This is a genomic window from Amycolatopsis albidoflavus (assembly GCF_039525725.1).
GTDB classification, from domain to species: domain Bacteria; phylum Actinomycetota; class Actinomycetes; order Mycobacteriales; family Pseudonocardiaceae; genus Amycolatopsis; species Amycolatopsis albidoflava.
In genome coordinates this window covers 645,113-663,208 of record NZ_BAAAHV010000012.1, presented here as the reverse complement: position 1 = coordinate 663,208, position 18,096 = coordinate 645,113, and the positions used below count along the sequence as shown (strand labels likewise).

Sequence of the window (18,096 nt, the reverse complement as noted above, 5' to 3'; positions counted from 1 at the left end):
CAGCCGTGTCAGGCTCCCTCCGCGGACGGCCCAACCTCCGACGGCGCGGCAGGCTGCCGCGCCGCCCGGAGCACTTGCAGCCCGGCGAATCCCGCGACCAGCAGCGCTGCGAGGAACAACAGCGTCGCGTTCAGCCCAAGGTGATGCGCCGGAGCGAGCTCGCCGGTGCTGGAGTCCTCCTCGTGCAGCCGGGCAGCGACGAGCGCCGCGCCGCCGCCGAGGACGACCGTTGACGTGATCGGGCCGAAGGACGCGGGGAGCGCGCCGGGCACGGTGATCGGGGCGGCAGTCGCCACCATGACCGCGGCCGTCGCGGCGAGCACCGCCAGCAGGAGCGCTCCGGCCGCCGAAGCCTGATGGTCGATGATTTTCTCCGGCTTTCCGTCGGTCGCGAACGAGAGGACGCACAACACCAGCGCCGCGAGCACCCCGGCGCTGACGGCGAACTGGGCTCGCCACCGGGTCGCCGCGGCCCAGCATCCGGCGGCGACACCGGCGGCCGCCGCGATCCAGCTGAGGATCGGGTCGGCCACCGTCGCGTACAGGGCCAGCAGCAGGGGGCCGGCGACGCCCAGCTGGACCAGCGCCATGGTCGCCACGCCGAAAAACACCCGAGTCCCGGCGACCGCGGTGATCGCGACCGCGAGGACCAGCACCCCGAGCCCGGCGATGGTCGGGACGACCCCGGGGTGCCGGGCCAGCGAACTCGGCGACACCCCGAGCGTCCGGCTGACCAGGCTGTCGTCCACCAGGCTGACGAGCATGGGCAGCAGTACCGCGCAGACCGCCGCGACCGCGAGACGCGGCCCGGGTGCGGTCGGCTCCGGCCAGGCGCTGTCGTTGCGGCGGAAGCGCTGGCCGACGACCGCCAGCACGGCCCCGACGATCCCGAGCACGCCGAGCGCGACCCGCCAGAAGTCCCCGCCCAGCGGCAGCGAGAGCCACCGGACGCCGGTGAGCGCGGCGGCGAAGATCTGGCATCCGAGCGCCAGCCCCGTCAGCGAGAGCCCGGTTTTCCGCGCGCCGCGCTGATACAGCTCCTGGGCCGCGCCGAGCACGGCGATCAGGACCATCGGCGCGCCGACCCTGGCGATTACTCCGATCGACGGATGCGCGCCGAGTCCGTCCGGAAGCAGCGGGGCGAGCGTGCGAGGAATGGCGAGGACGGTGCCCGCCAGCAATGTCCACGGCCACCATCGAATGGTGAAAACCGCGACCAGAATCCCGATCATCGGGACAATCTGGGCCAGCACGACCCCGCCGCTCCACCCGGTCGGCGTAACCGAAGCCACGAAGGGCGAAAGCGGTTCCGGAGTCCCGATCAGGACGCTGGCGACGGTGCCGAGCGCGGCGACCGCGGCGGCCGTTGTAGGGCGTATCGCCGGGGAATCGCGCAAAGCGGGGGCGTTCATCGTGTCGTTCTCCGTACGCAATCAGGGTGGAAACGCAGATTAGCGACGGAGGTCGAGAGAAGGGCGGTTTTCCGGGAATTGCGGAACTGAAACTCAGCAGAAAGACCCGAGCGGCAAAGTGGCGGTCAACCCGTCGTGCTGACGGCCTTCGAGCCGGTCCAGCTGGAGGCCCCATTCCGCCGTGAGCCGGGCCAGCACCTGGGCCGCCTGCTCGACCGCCGCCGCGTTAGGGGAGGCGACCCGCACCGCGGCCGTGACCTCGGGCGCTCCGGCCGAGCGGCGGGCGGTCAGCGAGAGCGTCACCGCGGTCTGCGATGTCGCGCCAAGCACAGCGTGGATCAAGCGCGGAGTCGTCGCCGGCGGGAGAGCAGACCAGCCGTCCAGCCGGAATGCCGCCTGGGACACCGTGCCGCTGTGCCAAAGCCGCCATTGCTCCCGAACCTGGGTGCGGCCCGCGGTGACGTGCGCGAGCGAAGCGATCGAGCCGAGAAATTCGGGCTCTCCCAACGGAGTCGTCGGCAGTCCGTCGCGGCGCAAGCGACGCTGCACGCGCCTCAATGCGTTGGCCAGCGCTTGGCGCACCACATCGTCCTCGTACCGCTCGACGGTGCGCAATGCCTGCAGCGCAAGCCAAATCCGCGGTGGTTGCCGACGGTCGACACCTGCGTGGTAGAGCACCTGGGCGACGAAGCCGGCGCCCGGCTCGGCGGGCGGCAGCAGCGCTTCGGGGCCGGGGATCGGGGTCGGTGGGAGCGAGTCCGGGCGCAGGACGGCGCTGATCCCGTCCGTGCGGCTGAAGAGGAACACCGGATCGTCGCCGAGTTGCCCGGGATATCCGGAACCCTCCGGCGACAGGGTGCGCAGCAGGGCGCGGCCGGTCTCGTCGGCGTCGGCCAGTTCGCGTTCCCGGTCGCGCAGTGCGTAACCGACCGAAAGCGACAGCCATTCGTAGCCCCAGCGGCCGCGGCAGCGCAGTGCCGTCAGGGCCAGCAGCACCGCGGCGCCGAGCCCGATCGTGGCCGCCACCGGCCACGGCCTGCCGATCGCCAGGACCGCTGCCACCAGCACCAGTTGCCCGCAGACGATCTGCAGCGCTCCCCACCGGCGACGTCGTTCCGCGGGCAGGTGCGCTGGAGCCGGCGGCGGGGTCGTGACGACCGGACGCCACGGCTGGGCGTAGGCCGCCGCCGGGGGAGGAGCCGCTGCTCTCGCCGCGGTGAGCGCCGCCAGCGCGGCGCTGCGGGCCGCTGCCTGCGCCTCCGCCGGCACGGGAATCCGCTGGCCCTGGCCGATCGGCCGGGCGAGCGGCATCGGCTCCGGGACTCCTCGCGCGGGGGCGCTGGCGCGCCGGCCGGGATGTGCCTCGCCGGGATGGGTCACGGCAGCTCTCCTCACGTCCCGGACAGGGTCGCGGGGAGAAGCTGAGGTTTCCGTGACAGCTCGTTTAATCAGGATTTCAACGGCGTGCTCTAGCGTCCGGGCATGGGTTCCGGATGTATCTCGGCTGTAGCCGACCCCGTTACGGTCCTCCGGTGACCACAGAAACGCCGCGCGCGAGGCGCGCCGCCATGTTCCGGCTGGGCACGGTCGTTGTCGCCGCCCTCGCCGTGGTCGGCATCGCCGTCACCGGGCATGCCTCGCTGCCCGCGGACATGCAGTTCGCCGACGCCGGGCACTGGGTCTACAACACCTCGTCGCAGTCGGCGGTGCACGTCGACGGCGCGACCGGCCAGGTCGACGCCCAGGCGGCGGTCCCGGGCGCGGAGGCGGGCAGCCCGGTCGCGCAAGGCGGCCGTTCGGGCTACGTCGTCGACCGGACGCGGATCACCGAGTTCAGCAAGTCGACGCTCGGCGTCGAGAGCAGCAAAGCCCCGCCCGCCGCCGAGGAACCGGTCGTGCTGGAGGTCGCGGGCGGCCCGTACCTCGTGTACCGCAACGCCGGGCAGATCGCGCGGCTCGGCGACCCGGCGGCGACCGCCCCGGCGGGCGGCCCGCTGTCCGCGCCGGTCACGACGTCCGACGGCACGGTCTGGGTGCATCGCATCGACAACGGCTCGATCTGCGACCTCCCGCGCGGCGCCACGCTCCTGACCTGCCCCGCACAGCTGCCGCAGGGACACGACGCGTCGCTCTCGATCGTCGGCGACCGCCCCGTCGTGCTCGACACGACGGCCAGCGTGCTCCGCTCGGTCGGCGCGAACGGGCTCGGCGACCCGGCCGACATCGGGCTCTCGCTGCCCGCGACCGTGCAGGTGGCCAGCGACGACGTCGACGGGCGGCTCGCCGTCGTCGACCCGGATCACGGCCAGCTGCACCTGATCGACGCCGCCGGCCTGCTGCAGAGCCGTCCGGTCGCGCGGCCGGTTTCGGTGCCGCTGGAGAAGGGCGGCCACTACGCCGGCCCGGTCGCGACGTCGCACACCGTCGCCGTGGTCGACCAGGCCCGGCACGAGGTGCGCACCTACGACAGCAAGGGCGCGCTGAAGAGCAGCAAGGCGGTGCCCGAGGGCGGCGGCGAAGCGCGGCTGTCGCTCGGCCAGGACCACCGGATCTACGTCGACAACCACGACGGCTCGCACATGGTCGTCGTCGACGGCGGCAACGGCGTGGCCGCGGATGTGGACGTCAGCGCGAAGACCCAGCCGAAGCCCACGCCGCCGCCGCAGCCGGAAACCACGCCGAGCAGCCAGCCGCCCGCGCCGCCGGGTCCGCCGGGTCCGCCCGCGCAGCGGGACAATCCGCCTCCGCCGGTCGCGAAGCCGACCCCGCCGGGTGCGCCGCGCAACGTCCGCGCGACCCCGGGCACCGGTTCGGCCACGGTGATGTGGACGTCCGCCCCCAGCAACGGTTCCCGCGTGACCCGGTATGCGGTGTCGTGGGACGGCGGTTCGACCACAGTGGACGGTGCGCGGTCGCGGGTCACCGTGAGCGGGTTGACTAACGGCCAGTCCTATTCCTTCAGCGTGGCCGCGGAAAACTCCGCGGGCCGGGGCGCGGCGGCCAGTTCCCGCTCGATCGTGCCGGGCGGTGCCGCCGAGGCCCCGAAGGTCACCGCGACCGTCGGGTCGAACGGCGCGGTTTCGGTGAGCTGGACGACCCCGGACCTGCACGGCGCGGACCTCGACCACTACGCGGTGAGCGCGTCCGGGCAGGGCGACCGGTCGGTGTCCGGGACGTCGACCAGCTTCCAGGGTCTGAGCGGCACCATCACTTTCACGGTCCGGGCGATCACCTCGTACGGTTCGGGGCAGCTCACCGGCAGTCCCGGTTCGGCGCGGGCGACTCTCGCGTCCGGCCCGCCGTCGGTGAAGATCACGAGCGTGCGCAGCACGAACGCGCTGATCGTGACGGTCGACGCGGATCCCAACGGCGGCGCGGCCACCTGCCAGGCCTCGTTCATGGGAGCGACTTCGCCCGCGAAGTCCTGTTCCGGCACCACCCAGCTCACGATTTCCAACGTGGTCTGGATGGGGGCGATCACGATCAAGGCTACGATCCGGAATTCGGCGGGTTCGGCGAACGACAGCTGGACCGGCACTCCGACCACTTCATGAGAAGGGCGACCGTGAGCTTCACGCCGAAAGCGGCCTACGACCTCATTGCCGACAACGTGCAGACGGTGCTGCGCGGCCATCCGGACGTCGTCCGGATGGCGGTCGCGGCGCTGTTCGCCGAGGGGCACTTGCTGATCGAGGACGTGCCCGGGGTCGGGAAAACCACGCTGGCGCGCTGCCTGGCGGCCAGCGTCGGCGGCCGGTGGAACCGCATCCAGTTCACCCCGGACCTGCTGCCCGGCGACATCCTCGGCGTGATGGTCTACCACCAGCACGCCGAGAAATTCCAGTTCCACCCCGGCGGGATCTTCGCCAACGTGGTGCTGGCCGACGAGATCAACCGCGGCACCCCGAAAACGCAGGCGGCGCTGCTGGAGGCGATGGCCGAGCGCCGCGTCACGGTCGACGCGGTCAGCACGCCGGTGCCGCGGCCGTTCCTGGTGGTGGCGACCCAGAACCCGATCGAGATGGAGGGCACCTACCGGCTGCCCGAGGCACAGCTGGACCGGTTCCTGATGCGGTTGTCGGTCGGGTATCCGAGCCACGACGCGGAAGTGATGGTCGTGATGGGCGACTGCGCGGGCGTCACCGCCGACGAATTGCGGCCGGTGCTGCGGATCGAGGACGTGCAGCAGGTCATCGCCCGCGTGCGGCAGGCGTACCTGGCGCCGGAGGTCGTGTCGTACGCGGTCCGGCTCGCCGCGGCGAGCCGCAGCCATCCGGCCGTGCGCTACGGCGTGAGCCCGCGCGGCAGCATCGCGCTGATCCGCGCCGGACAGGGCCTCGCGGCCACGCACGGCCGCGATTTCGTGACCCCGGACGACGTCAAGGACGTGGCGCTTCCGGTGCTGTGCCACCGGCTGGTGCTGACCCCGGACGCCGAATTGAACCAGCGGCGGGCCGAGGACGTCGTCGCCGAACTGCTCGCCGACACCGCCGCTCCGACGGCCGCTCCTGGGCGCTGAGCCGTGCGGCTCACCCGCCGCGGAATCGCGGCGCTCGCCGGTGCTGTGCTGGGCTACGCGCTCGGCGAACTGGCCGGGTATCCACTGCTGCGCGTGCTCGCCGGCATCGCGGCCGGAGCCGTGGTTGCCGCGGTGCTCGTGACCCGAGCCCGGCCGAAGGCCGAGGTTTCGCGGTCGGTGCACCCGGAACGCATCGAACGCGGCCGTCCGGCACTGGCGACTTTGGCGGTGCGCAACGAAAGCGAGCGACGGCACGGCGGATTCTCCGCGCAGGATTGCGTCGGCGCGGACGTCCGCGAGGTGCAGGTCCGTGCGCTCGCGCCGGGCGCTGCGGCGACTTACCACTACGAGCTGCCGACCAGTGTGCGCGGCAGGCTCGAGGTCGGGCCGCTGGTGCTGCACCGGTCGGATCCGTTCGGGTTCGCGCGCGCCGACCGGACGCTGGGCGCGGCCGCGTGCCTGTGGGTGCACCCGCGGCTGAACCCGATGCGCCCGGCCGCTTCCGGACATCCGCGCCACCACCACGACGGCCCGATCACCGATCCGCCGCTGCGCGGTTCCGCGGATCTGCTGGCCGTGCGCGAATACATGCTCGGCGACGAAGTCCGGCACCTGCACTGGAAAGCCAGCGCGCGGACCGGACGATTGATGGTGCGCGACTACGCCGATCCGGCGCAATCGCGGCTCACCGCGGTGCTCGACACCCGGTCGGAGGCGATGCGACCGGAAGTGTTCGAGGAAGCCGTCGAAGTCGTGGCGTCGCTGCTGTACGCGTCCGCGATGGCGGGCCAGCATTGCCGGCTGCTGACGTCGTCCGGGCTCGAAACCCCAGTGGGGACCGGGATTCCGACGGCTCGCCTGCTGCTGGACGAACTCTGTCTGGCCGCGCAAGACCCGGACGATGCGTTGCTGCTGCCCGCGGCGCGGCTGGCCGGCGCGCGGCCGGGCGGGGCGCTGGTCGTGGTCACCGGGCCGGAGGCCGATCTCGGGGCGGCGCTGCGCTGGCGTCCGGACACCGTGATCCGGCTGGGCGTTCGCGAACCGGGCGTGCGCGCCGGCTCGATCGACGCGACGGACGCCGTGGACGCGGCGGCGAAGTGGAATGCCCGGGGCGACGGGTGAACGCGCGGTTGGCGGTGACCGGACTGCTCGGCGCCACCTCGGTGGCCGGGCTGTTGTTCGCGCCGGTTTTCGGGTTGTCGGCGCTGCTGTTGCCGGTGCTCGTAGTCGCGGTGCTCGGCTACGCGAGTGCGGAGTTGTGCCTTCGCCTGCCGCGGCTGGCAGCGTGGCGTCCGCTGGTCGTGCTGGTCGCCGGATTGCTCGGAATCGTTGAGACGACGCTGTTTTCGACCACTCTCTCCGGGTTGCCGACGGGTGCCTCGCTTCAGGGATTGAGCCACGGGCTGACCGAGAGCTGGCTGCAGACGCTGCAATCGACCTGGCCCGCGCGACCGGACCCCGGGCAGTTGCTGTTCGTGCCGCTGGCGGTGCTGCTTGCCGTCGTGCTCGGGTTGGAACTGTTGCTGCGCCTGCGAATGCCGCTCGTGGCGCTCCTGCCGAGCCTGGCGGTCGCCGGTCTGGCGCAGGCGTATCAGGCGCTGACCGGTTTCACCGCGCTGTACGCCGCCGTCGCATATTTCGCGCCTGCCGGGCTGATGCTGTGGGCGGCGCGTTCTGGAGGCGGGTCGCTGCGGCTGCGGCGGCCGTCCGGCTCGGCCGCGTTGGCGGTGCTCCCGCTGGTGGTCGCGATCGCCGCCGGAGCAGTCGCTTTCGGCGGGCTCGACCCGGCGGGGCGGGAGCCGTTCCGGCTCGCGGACGGCCATCCGGTGCCGCCTCCGCAAACTCCGGTGAGCAACCCGCTCGACGAGATCGCCGGGCAGCTGGCCGATCCGGCGCGCCCGGTGTTCAGCTACCGAAGCACGGCTCCGGTCGACCGGTGGCGGCTGGTCGTGCTGAACGGGTTCGACGGGGCGGGCTGGTCGGCGGAACCGAAGCTGCGGCGGCTCGGCCAGAGACTGGACGGTATTCCCGGCGCGCCGGAGGTCTCGGCGGAGCTGAGCGTGCCGCCGCTGTCCGGGCCGTGGCTGCCGAGCCAGCCCGGCTTGACCAGCGTGACCGGTGCCGCGCCGCTCGTGGACCCCGGAGCGGGCGTGCTGTTGTCGGCCTCCCCGGGCGGGCAGACCGACTACCGGATGACCTGGTCGGCACCGGAGGCGGACGCGAAATCCCTGGCCACCGCGCCGGTGGACGCGGACGCGCCGGGCGGCCTCAGCGGTGTCGGCGCGGTGCCCGACGACGTCGCCCGGCTCGCCTGGACAGCGGTGCACGGTCTGCGCCCGACGTTCCAATCCGCGTTGCAACTGCAGCGATTTCTCCAGCAGAACTACCAGCTCGCGGTCGGCGACGACCTGCCGACCGGGGCTTCCTGGCCGCAGCTGCGGCAGTTCCTGACCGTCTCGAAACGGGGGACGAGCGAACAGTTCGCGGCCGCGTACGTGGCTTTGGCCCGGATCACCGGCATTCCCGCGCGGCTCGTGGTCGGCTACCGCGGCGCGGACACCGCCGGGGAGCACGTCGTGCACGCCGGAGACGCGCTGGCGTGGCCGGAGGTGGCGGTTGCCGGGGTCGGCTGGGTGCCGCTGGACCCGACGAAGTCCGCGACCACGTCCGCCAAGTCGTCCGGTCTGGCGGGTGCGGCCGGGCGGGCCCAATCGCAGTTGCCGCCGCTGGAAAAGCTCCAGCCGCCGGTCGCGCCGCCGGGCGGCAAACCGGAAGCCGCCGCCTCTGTCTCCGGATCGGCCAGTTGGCCGTGGTGGATCGCCGCGGCGGTGGTGCCCGTGGTGCTGCTGTGCGGGCTGGTCGCGGTGCCGTTGGCGAAGCTTCTCCGGACGAGACGCCGACGTCGCCGCCTTGGCAAAGACGCGATTTTCGGTGCGTGGGCGGAAGCCCGGGACCGGCTGCGCGCACACGGAGTCGCTTACCGAGTGGGGATGACGCCCCGGGATCTGGCGGAATCGGCCGGGTCGGCGCTGGGGGAGCGGGTGGGCGAGCCGGTGCGGCGGCTGTCCGGCGTGATGGATTCGGCGCTGTGGTCGCGGTTCCCGCCGTCGGAGAGCGCGGTGGGGGTGGCGTGGATGGAGATCCGGGAACTGCGCCGGGCGCTGGCCGGACGTCCTTGGCTGAAGCGGGTGCGCGCGGTCTTCGATCCTCGTTCGTTGTTCCGGCGGTCCGCTTAGGACGGTGTGGTCAGGAAGTGCAGACCGCGCCGCGGATCGGCACCGGGGGAGTTTCGAAGACGTGGTTGCCGTCCGTCGCGCGGATCTGGAAGCAGTATTTGCGCGCCGGGTCGACCGGGACCGACATCGTGCGATTGCGGTTGGCCACGAGGACCATCGGCGGGATGCGCTCGGCGCCCACGACGACCGCGAAGTCCAAATTCCCGTCGGCGGTCCAGGCGAGCTTGATCTGCGTGCCGAGATCGGCGGGTGCGGCCAGGGCGAGGTGCACGTCCGGGGCGGGGGGCCGTTCGGCGGGCGGGAGCTGCCCCGAGGACGGCGCGTTCGCGAGGGGGAGCGCGGGGCGGGGGTCTTGTTTTGCGGTCAGCATCGGGACCGCGATCAGCGCGCCGACCGCGGCGACCAGCCCGGCGGCGAGGGCGGGCCACCAGGTGATCTTCGGCAGCTTCCGGTCCCGGCGGGGTTCTTTGGTGTCGTCGAAGGTGTGGAGGAGGGTTCGGCCGGGGGTCGGTGCGGGCGCACTGGGGAAGTTGGCGGGCTGGTGCGGAGCGCCGCTTGGGACGTGGGGTTGCTGGTGTGTGGCGCTCGGTTGCTGGGCGGGGTTGGCCCAGCCGGCGGGTTGGTGTGGCGCGTGGCCGGTTCCGGGCAGTTGCGCGACGGGGCTTTGCTGGCTGCCGGGCTGCTGAAGAGCGCCGCTTGAACCGGCGGGTTGGTGCTGTGCCGCGCTCTCAGCGCCGGGTTGCGGTTGCGGCGCGGCGAAACCGCTCGGCTGCTGGGCTGGGCCTCGCCAACCGCCAGGTTGCTGCGCCGCGCCGGTGGGACCGCCGTCTGGTTGTAGTGGTGCGCCGCCGAGCCCGGGTACTTGGGCGGTCATAGGCCAATTGCTGGGCTGCGGAGCGTCGGGTTGGTGTTGGGGCACTGCGGAATTCCCAGGCTGCTTTGCTGCACCGGACCAGCCAGCCTGCCGCGGCGTGGCGAAACCCCTAGCCCCCGGCGCGGCACCAAGCCACCCGCCCGGTTGCGGCGCCCCGCCGAATCCGCCCTGCTGCCCCTGCCCCGCGAAATCGTCGAATTCCACCTCGGCCGGAGCAGCGCTGGCCCGGTACAGCCGCTCCAGTGTCTCCGCCACCGCGGCCGGGTCCTGCGGGCGGTCCGCCGGGTCCTTGGCCAGCAGCCGGCCGATCAGGTCGGCCAGCGCGGGCGGCGTCCCGGGCGCCCGGATCGGCGGCACGGGGTCGCGGAACACCTGCAGGATCCGTTCGGCGCGCTGCTGCCCGGTGTGGCGCGGGAACGGCGACGAGCCGGTGAGCGCCGTGTAGAGCACCGCGCCGAGGCCGTACAGGTCGCTTGCTTCGGAGAGGGCGTCGTCGCGCAGCGTTTCCGGGGCGGCGTAGTCCACCGCGTGCAGGGGGTCGCGCGGGAAACGGCGGCGCAAGGCCAGCCCGAAATCGGCGAGCGCCAGTTCCCCCGAACGGCGCAGCAGCACGTTGTGCGGCGTCACCCCGCCGTGCACGACGCCGACCTGATGCGCCGCCGCCAGCGCGGCCGAGACGGTCCAGCCGACGGCGAGGACGTCGCGCACCGGCAACTGTCCGTCGAGCAGGTGCGCCAGCGACCGCTGGCACAGCTCCATCCGCACGCCGAGCCGTCCGCCCGAGAGTTCGCCCACCTCGTCGACCGGCAGGATCGCCCGTTCGCCGCGCACGGCGGCGAGCGCCTTGCGTTCCCGGTCGAACCGCGCCGTCGTGTCGCGGTCGAGGACGCCGTCGAACACCTTGACCGCCACGTCCTCGCCCGCCAGCCGGCCCGCGTAGACCTTGGCGACCGGTCCTTCGGCGAGCAGCCGCTCCTCTCCCACCCCGATGCTCATGGCTCCCATTCTCCCCTGTGCGGGCCTGTCCGGCGCAACGCCCGGGCAGGTTCCTGCCTCGCGGGCGCGTGTCATCGAAACCTCATCCGCCGCTGCCTAGTTTCGATCCCGTCACCGCAGCTTCGGCGGCCCGGCGCCGCCTGGAACGGACAAGGAACCACCCATGGACATCTGGCACATTCTCGCCAAGCCCATCCTCACCGGCCTGATCATCTTCGGCGTCGGCTGGCTCAGCATGACGATCCGCAAGCGCCGCGTCGCCCGCACGGAAGCAGCCGCGCCGGCACCGGTCGAGGACCGCTCACAGGCGGTGCTCCGGCAAGCGCAGCAGTTCGACGCCGAACGCGACGAGCTGGCCTCCCGCGGACAGGACGCGCTGGCCAAGGCGCGCGCGGCGGTGGACAGCTGGCAGGAACTCGCCCAGTTGCGGCCGGGCCGCTTCCAGTCCGAGTTGCAAGCCGCTTCAGCGCGTTTCGACGAGCTGAGCAGGTCCGCGCGCCCGGCCTGAAAATCGCGAGCTGCTGACCAGGTCCGCGCGCCCGGCCTGAAATCGAAGGGGGAATTCCGATGCCCGCCGCCTTGTGGACCGGCCGTCGTGCCGAGCCCGCCACGGTCGCCGCGGATGTCGCCGCGACCGTCCAGAAGGAACTCGGCCTCGCCGCCGCCCCGGCGGCGATGAGCTTGCCGGGCAACAGCACCGGCGTCCCGGCAGGCAGTCTTCTGCCGCCGCGCGAACGCTTCAGCGGCATGCCCGCGCCGACCGACTGCTTCGTCTATCTCGACGCTCAGCAGCCCCGTCCGTTCGAGCTCCGCGCCGCGGTCATGAGCGGCCGCACCGCGGTGCGCCGGGCGCTCGGCCTGGGCGCGCTGGTCTACGCGATGCCGCTGCGCCTGCCGGACCCGATGCGGGCTTCGCTCGGCGCGCCCGGCGGCCGGGGACTCGCCCCGTTCGAGGGCGAACCGGCGGTCGCGGACCGGCTGAACGCCGACGCGGAGCTGCTCGAAGCCGCCAACCGCCTGTCGAGCACCCGCGCGGGCCAGACGAAAACGCTGCCGAGCGGCACTTCCCACCAGAGCTGGGACGTCGATCGCCTGCTGATGATCACCCCGGGATCCGGCGGCGCGGTTCTGGTGGTGCGTACGCTGCACCGCGTCGTCTCGTCTGGATGGCAATCGCGCGCGGACACCGTCCTGGAGTTGGCCGCCCGGCTCGAAACCGCCCTTCGCGGAGTGCGTGCCTGAGCGCGGCCCTATGGCCTGCCCTTGCCCCGGAAACACCGATGGGGCAAGGGTATTGCCGTGCCCGAAGGTCCTTTGTGGACATACAGCAAGCCGACCGGATCAACGGCAGGTTCCTGCCTCGGCTCCCCGCGACGGCGGTTCCCGGAGAAAGGTGAGCGCATGCAGACAGCCGGCTTGATCAGAGTCACGGTCGCCGCCCCGAAACGACGGATCGACATGGCGCTCCCGGAGCACGCGAGCGTCGCGGAGCTGCTGCCGGGCCTGCTCGCCCGCGCGGGCGAGGGGCTGGCCGACGACGGCGCGGCGGGCGGTGGCTGGCAGCTGCGCCGTCCCGACGGGGCGCGGTTCGACCTCGGCCGCACGCTCGCCGGGCACCGGGTGCGCGACGGCGAGGTGCTGCATCTGCTTCCGGCCAGGGCCGAGTGGCCGGAAGCGGAGTACGACGACGTGGTGGATGCGATCGCGACCGGCGCCAGCGGGCTCGGCCGGGCGTGGGGGCCGCGGCACACGCGTGCGGCGGGCCTGGCCGCGGGCGGCGCGACTGTCCTGTTAGGACTGGTCACGGTGCTCCGCGCCGGTGCGCCGTGGACCGGTCCGGCGGTGTGGGCGCTCGCGGTCGCCGGACTGCTGCTGGTCGCGGGCGTCGTTCTCGCCCGGGCGGCCGGTGACGCGGGGGCGGGCGCGGTGCTCGCCGCCGCCGCGCTGCCGTTCGCCTTCCTCGGCGGCGGATTGCTGCCTGCCGGGACGCACGCGCTGACCGACCTCGCGCCGGGGCAGATGATGCTCGCGGGGGTCGCGCTGACGCTGGCGGCCGTGGCGGGCTACCTCGGGGTCGCCGCGGCCCAGTCGTGGTTCGCGGGCGCGGCCACCGCCGGAATCTTCGCCCTGATCGGCGGTTTCGTCGGCGCGAGCGGCGATTTCGCGGCGTACCAGGCGGCGGCCGCGCTCGCCGCCGGACTGCTGGCACTGTCCATTGTGTTCGCTCCGCTCGCGCTGCGGCTCGGAAAGGTGCCAATGCCGGTCCTTCCGCGTTCGACCGCGGACCTGGTGCGGGACGATCCGCAGCCGCCGATCGACCGCGTGCACGCCGCGGTGGCCCGCGCGGACGGCCTGCTCACCGGCATGCTGGCCGGCGCGGCCGCGGTGGTGGTGTGCTGTGAAGCGCTGCTCGTGCACGACGGCAGCGCGGCTTCGGTGACGCTGGTCGCGGTGGTCTCCGCCGGATTCCTGGTGCGGGCCAGGCTGTATCCGACGCTCCGGCAGCGAATCCCGTTGCTGGCGGCCGGAATGGCCGGGGCCGCGGCGCTGGCGACGGGACCGGGCTCCGGGCCGGCGATGCCGCTGGTGTCCTCCGGGGCGATCCTGCTCGTGGTCGCGGCGGCCGTCGTCGCGGCCGGGCTCCTGTTCAGCACCCGCGCGCCGAACCCGTATCTCGGCCGGTTCGCGGAGTACTCCGAAATCCTCCTGGTGTGCTCGCTGGTGCCGATCGCGTGCTGGGTGCTCGGGTTGTACGGCTACGTGCGCGGGCTGGGGGGCTGAGGGCCGTGGCGTCGAAACGCGATCAGCTCCAGGCTTACCAATTCCTCGTCCAGCGCGCGATTTCCGCGCTGGTCACCCGCGAGACCGATCCGGAACAGCCGCCCTTCCGCCGCTCCGGAGCCGCCGCGTTCGCGGGCATCGCGCTGGCGATCGTGTCGCTGGCCTGCGTCGGCGTCTACGGGATGATCGTGCCGGGCGGCAACGATTCCTGGCGCGGCCAGGCCGCGGTGATCGTGGAGAAGGAGACCGGCACGCGGTACGTCTTCCAGAACGGGCGGCTGTACCCGGTCGCGAACTACACCTCCGCGCTGCTGGCGCTCGGTCAGCACGCGGCGACCGAGCAGGTGTCCGGGAATTCGCTCGCCGGAGTCCCGCGCGGGCCGCGGATCGGGATCCCGGACGCGCCGGACGCGCTGCCCGGCCCGGACCGCCTGCGGACCGGATCGTGGTCGCTGTGCTCGACTCCGGCCCGCGACAACGCCGGGAGCGCGATCCAGGAATCGGTCCTGCTGGCCGGGGCCGAACCGGGCGGCGGGACCGGATTGGCCGACGCCGCGCTGCCGGTGCAGCTCGTGTCGACGGGGGACCGATACCTGCTCTGGCACGGCTACCGGCACAAGATCACCGACTACGGCACGGTCGGCACCGGGCTCGCGCTGACCACCGCGTCGTGGGCTCGCGCGGGACAGGCCTGGCTGGACGTCGTGCCCGAAGGCGCGCCGATCGGGCCGCTTCCGGCCGTACAGGCAGGCCGTCCGTCGACCGCTGTCCCCGGGCGATCCGACGTGGTGACCGGCTCGCTGCTGGTCGTGCACACCGCGGGCGGCGGGCAGCAGTACTACGCGGCCGAGCCGGACGCGCTCCGCCCGATCACCGAACTGCAGTACCAAATCGAGCTGGCCGACGCTCAGCTCGCCCGCGCCGCCTACTCCGGCGCCCAGCCCCGCGCACTCCCGCTCGCTCCGGCCGAAGCCGCCGCAGCCCGTCAGCTGGACCCGGTCCCGGCCACCGCGGACGCCGCGCCGGTCGCCCGTCCGCAGGTCGCCCGGCTGTCCGATCAGGACGCCACGCTGTGCGCGGTCTACGCTCCCGGCGCGAGCGCTCCGCAGCTGATCGTCGGCCCGGAACTGCCGCCGGAAAACGAGCTGCTGTCCACCGCGGGCCGGTCCGCCGCAGGCACGCCGCTGGCTGATCGCGTCTACGTGCCGCCGGGCTCGGCGGTGCTCGTCGAGGCGATGCCGTCCGCGCAGGCCGCGTCCGGCACGCTCACCCTGGTCACCGACCTGGGCCGGCGCTATCCGCTGGCCCGGCCGGACGTCGCGAAGACGCTCGGCTACCCGTCGGCCGCGCCGGTGCGGCTGCCCGGCGGACTCGTGGCCCGGCTGCCGGAAGGACCCGGCCTCGATCCGGCGTCGGCGATGCGGCCCACTGTGTCCGGGTGACGGCCTAAGCTGGCGCGGCAACGATCATGAGCCTGGGGGGTGTCATGCCGGAACGTCGTGCCGGACAGCGGATTTCGCGGCTGGCCGTGCTGGGGATCGCGGTACTCGGACTGGCCGGGTGCGGCTCGGGCCCGCGGCCCGAGGCCAGCCCGTCGACGGGCGCTCCCACGTTCCTCGATCTGGTGCGGGCGTCCAGCCCGGCGAAGCAACTGCGGTTCCGGCCCGTCCTCGGCACGGCGGAGGGCGTGTCCACCGGCACGCCGCCGAGGGAGCGGGACCGGCAGAGCACCGATCCCGCCGTGCAGCAGCGGACGCTCCGGAGTTTCGCCTGCGGATCGACCCGCCCCGATCCGCTGACCGGCGAGGACGACGCCGATCTGCCGCTGGTGACCTGCGCCCGGTCGGGCGGGGTCAGGTACCTGCTCGGCCCGGCGGTCCTCGACGGCTCGGCGATCAAGTCGGCGGGCCTTGGCGAAGCTCAAGGGAACACCGGATTCGCGGTCGACGTGACGTTCACTCCGGACGGTTCCGCCAAGTGGGCCGAGCTGACCGCGAAGAACGTCGGCAAGACGATCGCGATCGTGGTGGGCGCGGAGGTGATCATCGCGCCCTGCATCCAGCAGGCGATGCCTGGCGGCAGGGCGCAGATCTCCGGCTGGTTCAGCCTGTCGGAGGCGGAGGACATCGTCGACTGGCTGGACGCCCAGTGAGCGGGGCGCCAGCTCAGCGGGTTTCCCTGGGATAGCGGGCTTCCCACTGCGCGGCGTACCGGGGATCGGCCTGCGGCGGGTGCGCGGAGAAGTGCCAGAACGCGTCGCCCGCCACGGTTTCCACCAGGTCGCGCGACGCAAGCCGGTCCAGCCACTCGGCGGGCAGCCCGGGGATTCCGTACCGCGCGCCGAGCACCGCACCGGCCAGTGCGCCGGTGATCGCGCTGCGGCCGGAGTGGCGGATCGCCGACACCAGAGTCCACCGCGGGTCGAAGAACCGGCGGAAGACCGCCGTCATGCTCCGGCCGAGCGCGTCCGGGGCGGTGTGCCCGGAGCCGAGCGCGTCCAGTTCCTCGTGGTCGGCCCGGATCAGCTCGACCCGCGCCCGGGCGGCGTGCGCCAACGCCTCGGCGACTGGGCCGGGCACCGATCCCGACACCAGCATCTGTTCGACGTGTGCGTGCGGGGGCAACACTGGGTCGGCCCGCCGGAACAGCCGCGCGAACAGTTCGGCGACCGCTGCGGCCGCGTCGGCGGCAGGACCGTCGGCACCGGCGCCCGCGGCGAGCAGCCGGCCCGCTTCGGCCGCGGTGTGTTCGTCGGTCTCCGGCCCGCCTCCGCACAGCGCGGCGGCGAGGCCGGGGACGAGGAAGCTTACGTCATCCGGCTCGGCCGGAACCCGAGAGCGCAATTCCTCGACCCGAGTCAGCCAGCCGTCGACGGTTTCCGGTTCCTGCCAACGACGTTGGGCGCGGGCACCGGTCTCCCGCAAGTCAGGAAGCCCCCGCAGCAGTCCGTCGGTGTGGAACAGCAACTGTTCGGCAAGCGGGCCGATCCGCTCGGCCGGTTCCCCGTCGAACTCGGCGACGGGCGACCGGTCCACGGACAACCCGAGCGATTCCCCGAGCGCGAACCCGACGAACGCGCCCGCGATGCGATGCCACTGGAACCCGACGCCGTCCGCGTCCTGCCGGAAGAACTTGCCCGAACCCGTGGCATGCGGGCGAACGCGGCCGAGGGAGTCGTAACCGGCGATCAGCCCGTTGGCGGCGAGGTCCGCGGGCCATTCCTGTCCCGGCGGCGCGTCGAGGTCGCCGGGACCGACGCCGTTGTGCCGCTCCCAAGCCCGGCCGACGACGAACCGTTCACACTCCGCCTCGGACAGTTCGAACCCGGCCGCCCGGGCCTTCGCGACCGCCTCGGACAGCCCGGCCAGCGGCTGCGCCAACCCGAACCGCTCGCCGACCAGTCGGGCAGTCTCGGCCACCTGCGCCGAGAGCTCCAGCGAGACCTCCACGACGCGCGGAGCGGGACGCAACTGCGGCCACTCGCCGCGTGCCTGAGCCAAGTCCGCGGCGGTGAGCCGGTCGGCCGGGAACGATCCCGGGTTGATCAGCAGACCGGCGCCGGGGAAGTCTTCGAGGATCGACAGCACGTCCGCGCGAAGCCACTGCGCCGTGCCGACCGGCAGCCTGCGCCGGGAGCTGTACACCCGCAGGATCGTCCGCTCGTCCTCCCACTGCTGCTCCAGCGGCACCCCTCGGCCGGGGTCGAGCGGCACGAGCACCTCGGCGTTCAGCAGCCCGGCCAGGTAGCGGGACCGGTCGTAGCGGCCGGTTCCCGCGCAGCCGAGCAGGTACTCCAGCGGGGTGTCGGCCGGCGGGTACCCGAGCCGCTCCGGTCCCTGCCGGTATCCGGGATTGATCCGGATCTCTCCGGTCGGTGCGCCGTCGACGTATTCGCGCCAGGCGAGGACGGCTTCCTCCGGCACGCCGAGATAGGCGACGCCGCTGCGTTCGAACTCGGGTTCCAGGACTTCGCGCCAGTCGCTCTCGCCGCCCGCCGCCACCGGCGAACTCGGCAGCCGCCCCTCGGGGCTGAGGTCGGGCTGCCGCAGCGCGCCGTCCTCGCGCACGACGAGCGCGGGCTGCGGGACCAGGGACGCGAGCCAGTCGCCGGTGTCCAGCGCGCGGGCCGAGTCGTAGGGCACGTACCAGCCCTCGGGCACGCGCAGCACGTGCTCGCGGTCGACGCGCACGGCGTGCTCGCCGGCGGTCAGGTCGACGGGCGTGCCGGTGCGCAGCCACTGGTCGACCCTTGCCGCGGCTTCCGAGGCTTCCAACGCT

General features: G+C 73.2%; 13 protein-coding genes. 9 read left to right on the top strand and 4 right to left on the bottom strand.

The window, feature by feature from the left end; genetic code table 11:
* Window positions 1–8: 8 nt before the first annotated feature.
* Both ABD156_RS21405 and ABD156_RS21400 read right to left on the bottom strand, forming a co-directional pair.
* Window positions 9–1,412 carry a hypothetical protein gene (locus ABD156_RS21405; RefSeq protein ID WP_344276262.1) on the bottom strand — a complete coding sequence of 468 codons (1,404 nt, stop codon included), beginning with the start codon at window positions 1,410–1,412 and terminating at the stop codon, window positions 9–11.
* 93 nt (window positions 1,413–1,505) lie between these two features.
* Complete coding sequence (locus ABD156_RS21400; protein WP_344276259.1) at window positions 1,506–2,792, bottom strand: type VII secretion protein EccE; 1,287 nt, start codon at window positions 2,790–2,792, stop codon at window positions 1,506–1,508.
* A gap of 152 nt (window positions 2,793–2,944) precedes the next feature.
* Between ABD156_RS21400 and ABD156_RS21395 the strand changes: the two genes are divergently transcribed.
* The 4 genes from ABD156_RS21395 to ABD156_RS21380 are packed head-to-tail and all read left to right on the top strand — an operon-like array spanning window position 2,945 to window position 9,167.
* Entirely contained in the window at window positions 2,945–4,966 is a 2,022-nt protein-coding gene (locus ABD156_RS21395; RefSeq protein WP_344276256.1) for a fibronectin type III domain-containing protein, read from the top strand.
* Window positions 4,967–4,977: 11 nt separating this feature from the next.
* On the top strand, window positions 4,978–5,931 hold the full coding sequence (locus ABD156_RS21390) for an AAA family ATPase (protein WP_344276253.1): 954 nt from the start codon (window positions 4,978–4,980) through the stop codon (window positions 5,929–5,931).
* Window positions 5,932–5,934: 3 nt separating this feature from the next.
* Window positions 5,935–7,053: a DUF58 domain-containing protein gene (locus tag ABD156_RS21385; RefSeq protein ID WP_344276250.1), complete on the top strand. Its 1,119-nt coding sequence runs from the start codon at window positions 5,935–5,937 to the stop codon at window positions 7,051–7,053.
* Window positions 7,050–9,167 (top strand): transglutaminase TgpA family protein, encoded by a 2,118-nt coding sequence (locus ABD156_RS21380; RefSeq protein WP_344276247.1) that lies wholly within the window; start codon window positions 7,050–7,052, stop codon window positions 9,165–9,167. Before ABD156_RS21385 ends, ABD156_RS21380 begins: the two co-directional genes overlap by 4 nt.
* A gap of 10 nt (window positions 9,168–9,177) precedes the next feature.
* Here the strand turns inward: ABD156_RS21380 and ABD156_RS21375 are convergent, their stop codons facing one another.
* On the bottom strand, window positions 9,178–11,037 hold the full coding sequence (locus ABD156_RS21375) for a serine/threonine protein kinase (protein ID WP_344276244.1): 1,860 nt from the start codon (window positions 11,035–11,037) through the stop codon (window positions 9,178–9,180).
* A gap of 163 nt (window positions 11,038–11,200) precedes the next feature.
* On the opposite strand from ABD156_RS21375, the gene ABD156_RS21370 reads away from it, so the two are divergent.
* The 5 genes from ABD156_RS21370 to ABD156_RS21350 all read left to right on the top strand — a co-directional run bounded on the left by ABD156_RS21370 (window position 11,201) and on the right by ABD156_RS21350 (window position 15,970).
* Entirely contained in the window at window positions 11,201–11,545 is a 345-nt protein-coding gene (locus tag ABD156_RS21370) for a hypothetical protein (protein ID WP_344276241.1), read from the top strand.
* A 59-nt stretch (window positions 11,546–11,604) separates the two neighbouring features.
* On the top strand, window positions 11,605–12,279 hold the full coding sequence (locus tag ABD156_RS21365) for a hypothetical protein (RefSeq protein WP_344276238.1): 675 nt from the start codon (window positions 11,605–11,607) through the stop codon (window positions 12,277–12,279).
* A gap of 159 nt (window positions 12,280–12,438) precedes the next feature.
* Window positions 12,439–13,818, top strand: a complete 1,380-nt coding sequence (gene eccD / locus ABD156_RS21360; RefSeq protein ID WP_344276235.1) for a type VII secretion integral membrane protein EccD — start codon at window positions 12,439–12,441, stop codon at window positions 13,816–13,818.
* Between the two features lie 5 nt (window positions 13,819–13,823).
* Complete coding sequence (gene eccB / locus ABD156_RS21355; RefSeq protein ID WP_344276232.1) at window positions 13,824–15,260, top strand: type VII secretion protein EccB; 1,437 nt, start codon at window positions 13,824–13,826, stop codon at window positions 15,258–15,260.
* Window positions 15,261–15,304: 44 nt separating this feature from the next.
* A complete protein-coding gene (locus ABD156_RS21350; protein WP_344276229.1) occupies window positions 15,305–15,970 on the top strand; it encodes a SecDF P1 head subdomain-containing protein in 666 nt (221 codons plus the stop codon).
* A 13-nt stretch (window positions 15,971–15,983) separates the two neighbouring features.
* Here the strand turns inward: ABD156_RS21350 and ABD156_RS21345 are convergent, their stop codons facing one another.
* The gene (locus ABD156_RS21345; protein ID WP_344276226.1) at window positions 15,984–18,092 is read right to left on the bottom strand and encodes a YrhB domain-containing protein; all 2,109 of its coding nucleotides are present in this window, start codon (window positions 18,090–18,092) and stop codon (window positions 15,984–15,986) included.
* Window positions 18,093–18,096: the final 4 nt, after the last annotated feature.

Bases quoted from the DNA above. Each gene is read 5' to 3' on its own strand.
- ABD156_RS21365 (WP_344276238.1), top strand. From the start codon at position 11,605: ATGCCCGCCGCCTTGTGGACCGGCCGTCGTGCCGAGCCCGCCACGGTC.
- ABD156_RS21375 (WP_344276244.1), bottom strand. From the start codon at position 11,037: ATGAGCATCGGGGTGGGAGAGGAGCGGCTGCTCGCCGAAGGACCGGTC.
- ABD156_RS21370 (WP_344276241.1), top strand. From the start codon at position 11,201: ATGGACATCTGGCACATTCTCGCCAAGCCCATCCTCACCGGCCTGATC.
- ABD156_RS21405 (WP_344276262.1), bottom strand. From the start codon at position 1,412: ATGAACGCCCCCGCTTTGCGCGATTCCCCGGCGATACGCCCTACAACG.
- eccD (WP_344276235.1), top strand. From the start codon at position 12,439: ATGCAGACAGCCGGCTTGATCAGAGTCACGGTCGCCGCCCCGAAACGA.
- ABD156_RS21350 (WP_344276229.1), top strand. From the start codon at position 15,305: ATGCCGGAACGTCGTGCCGGACAGCGGATTTCGCGGCTGGCCGTGCTG.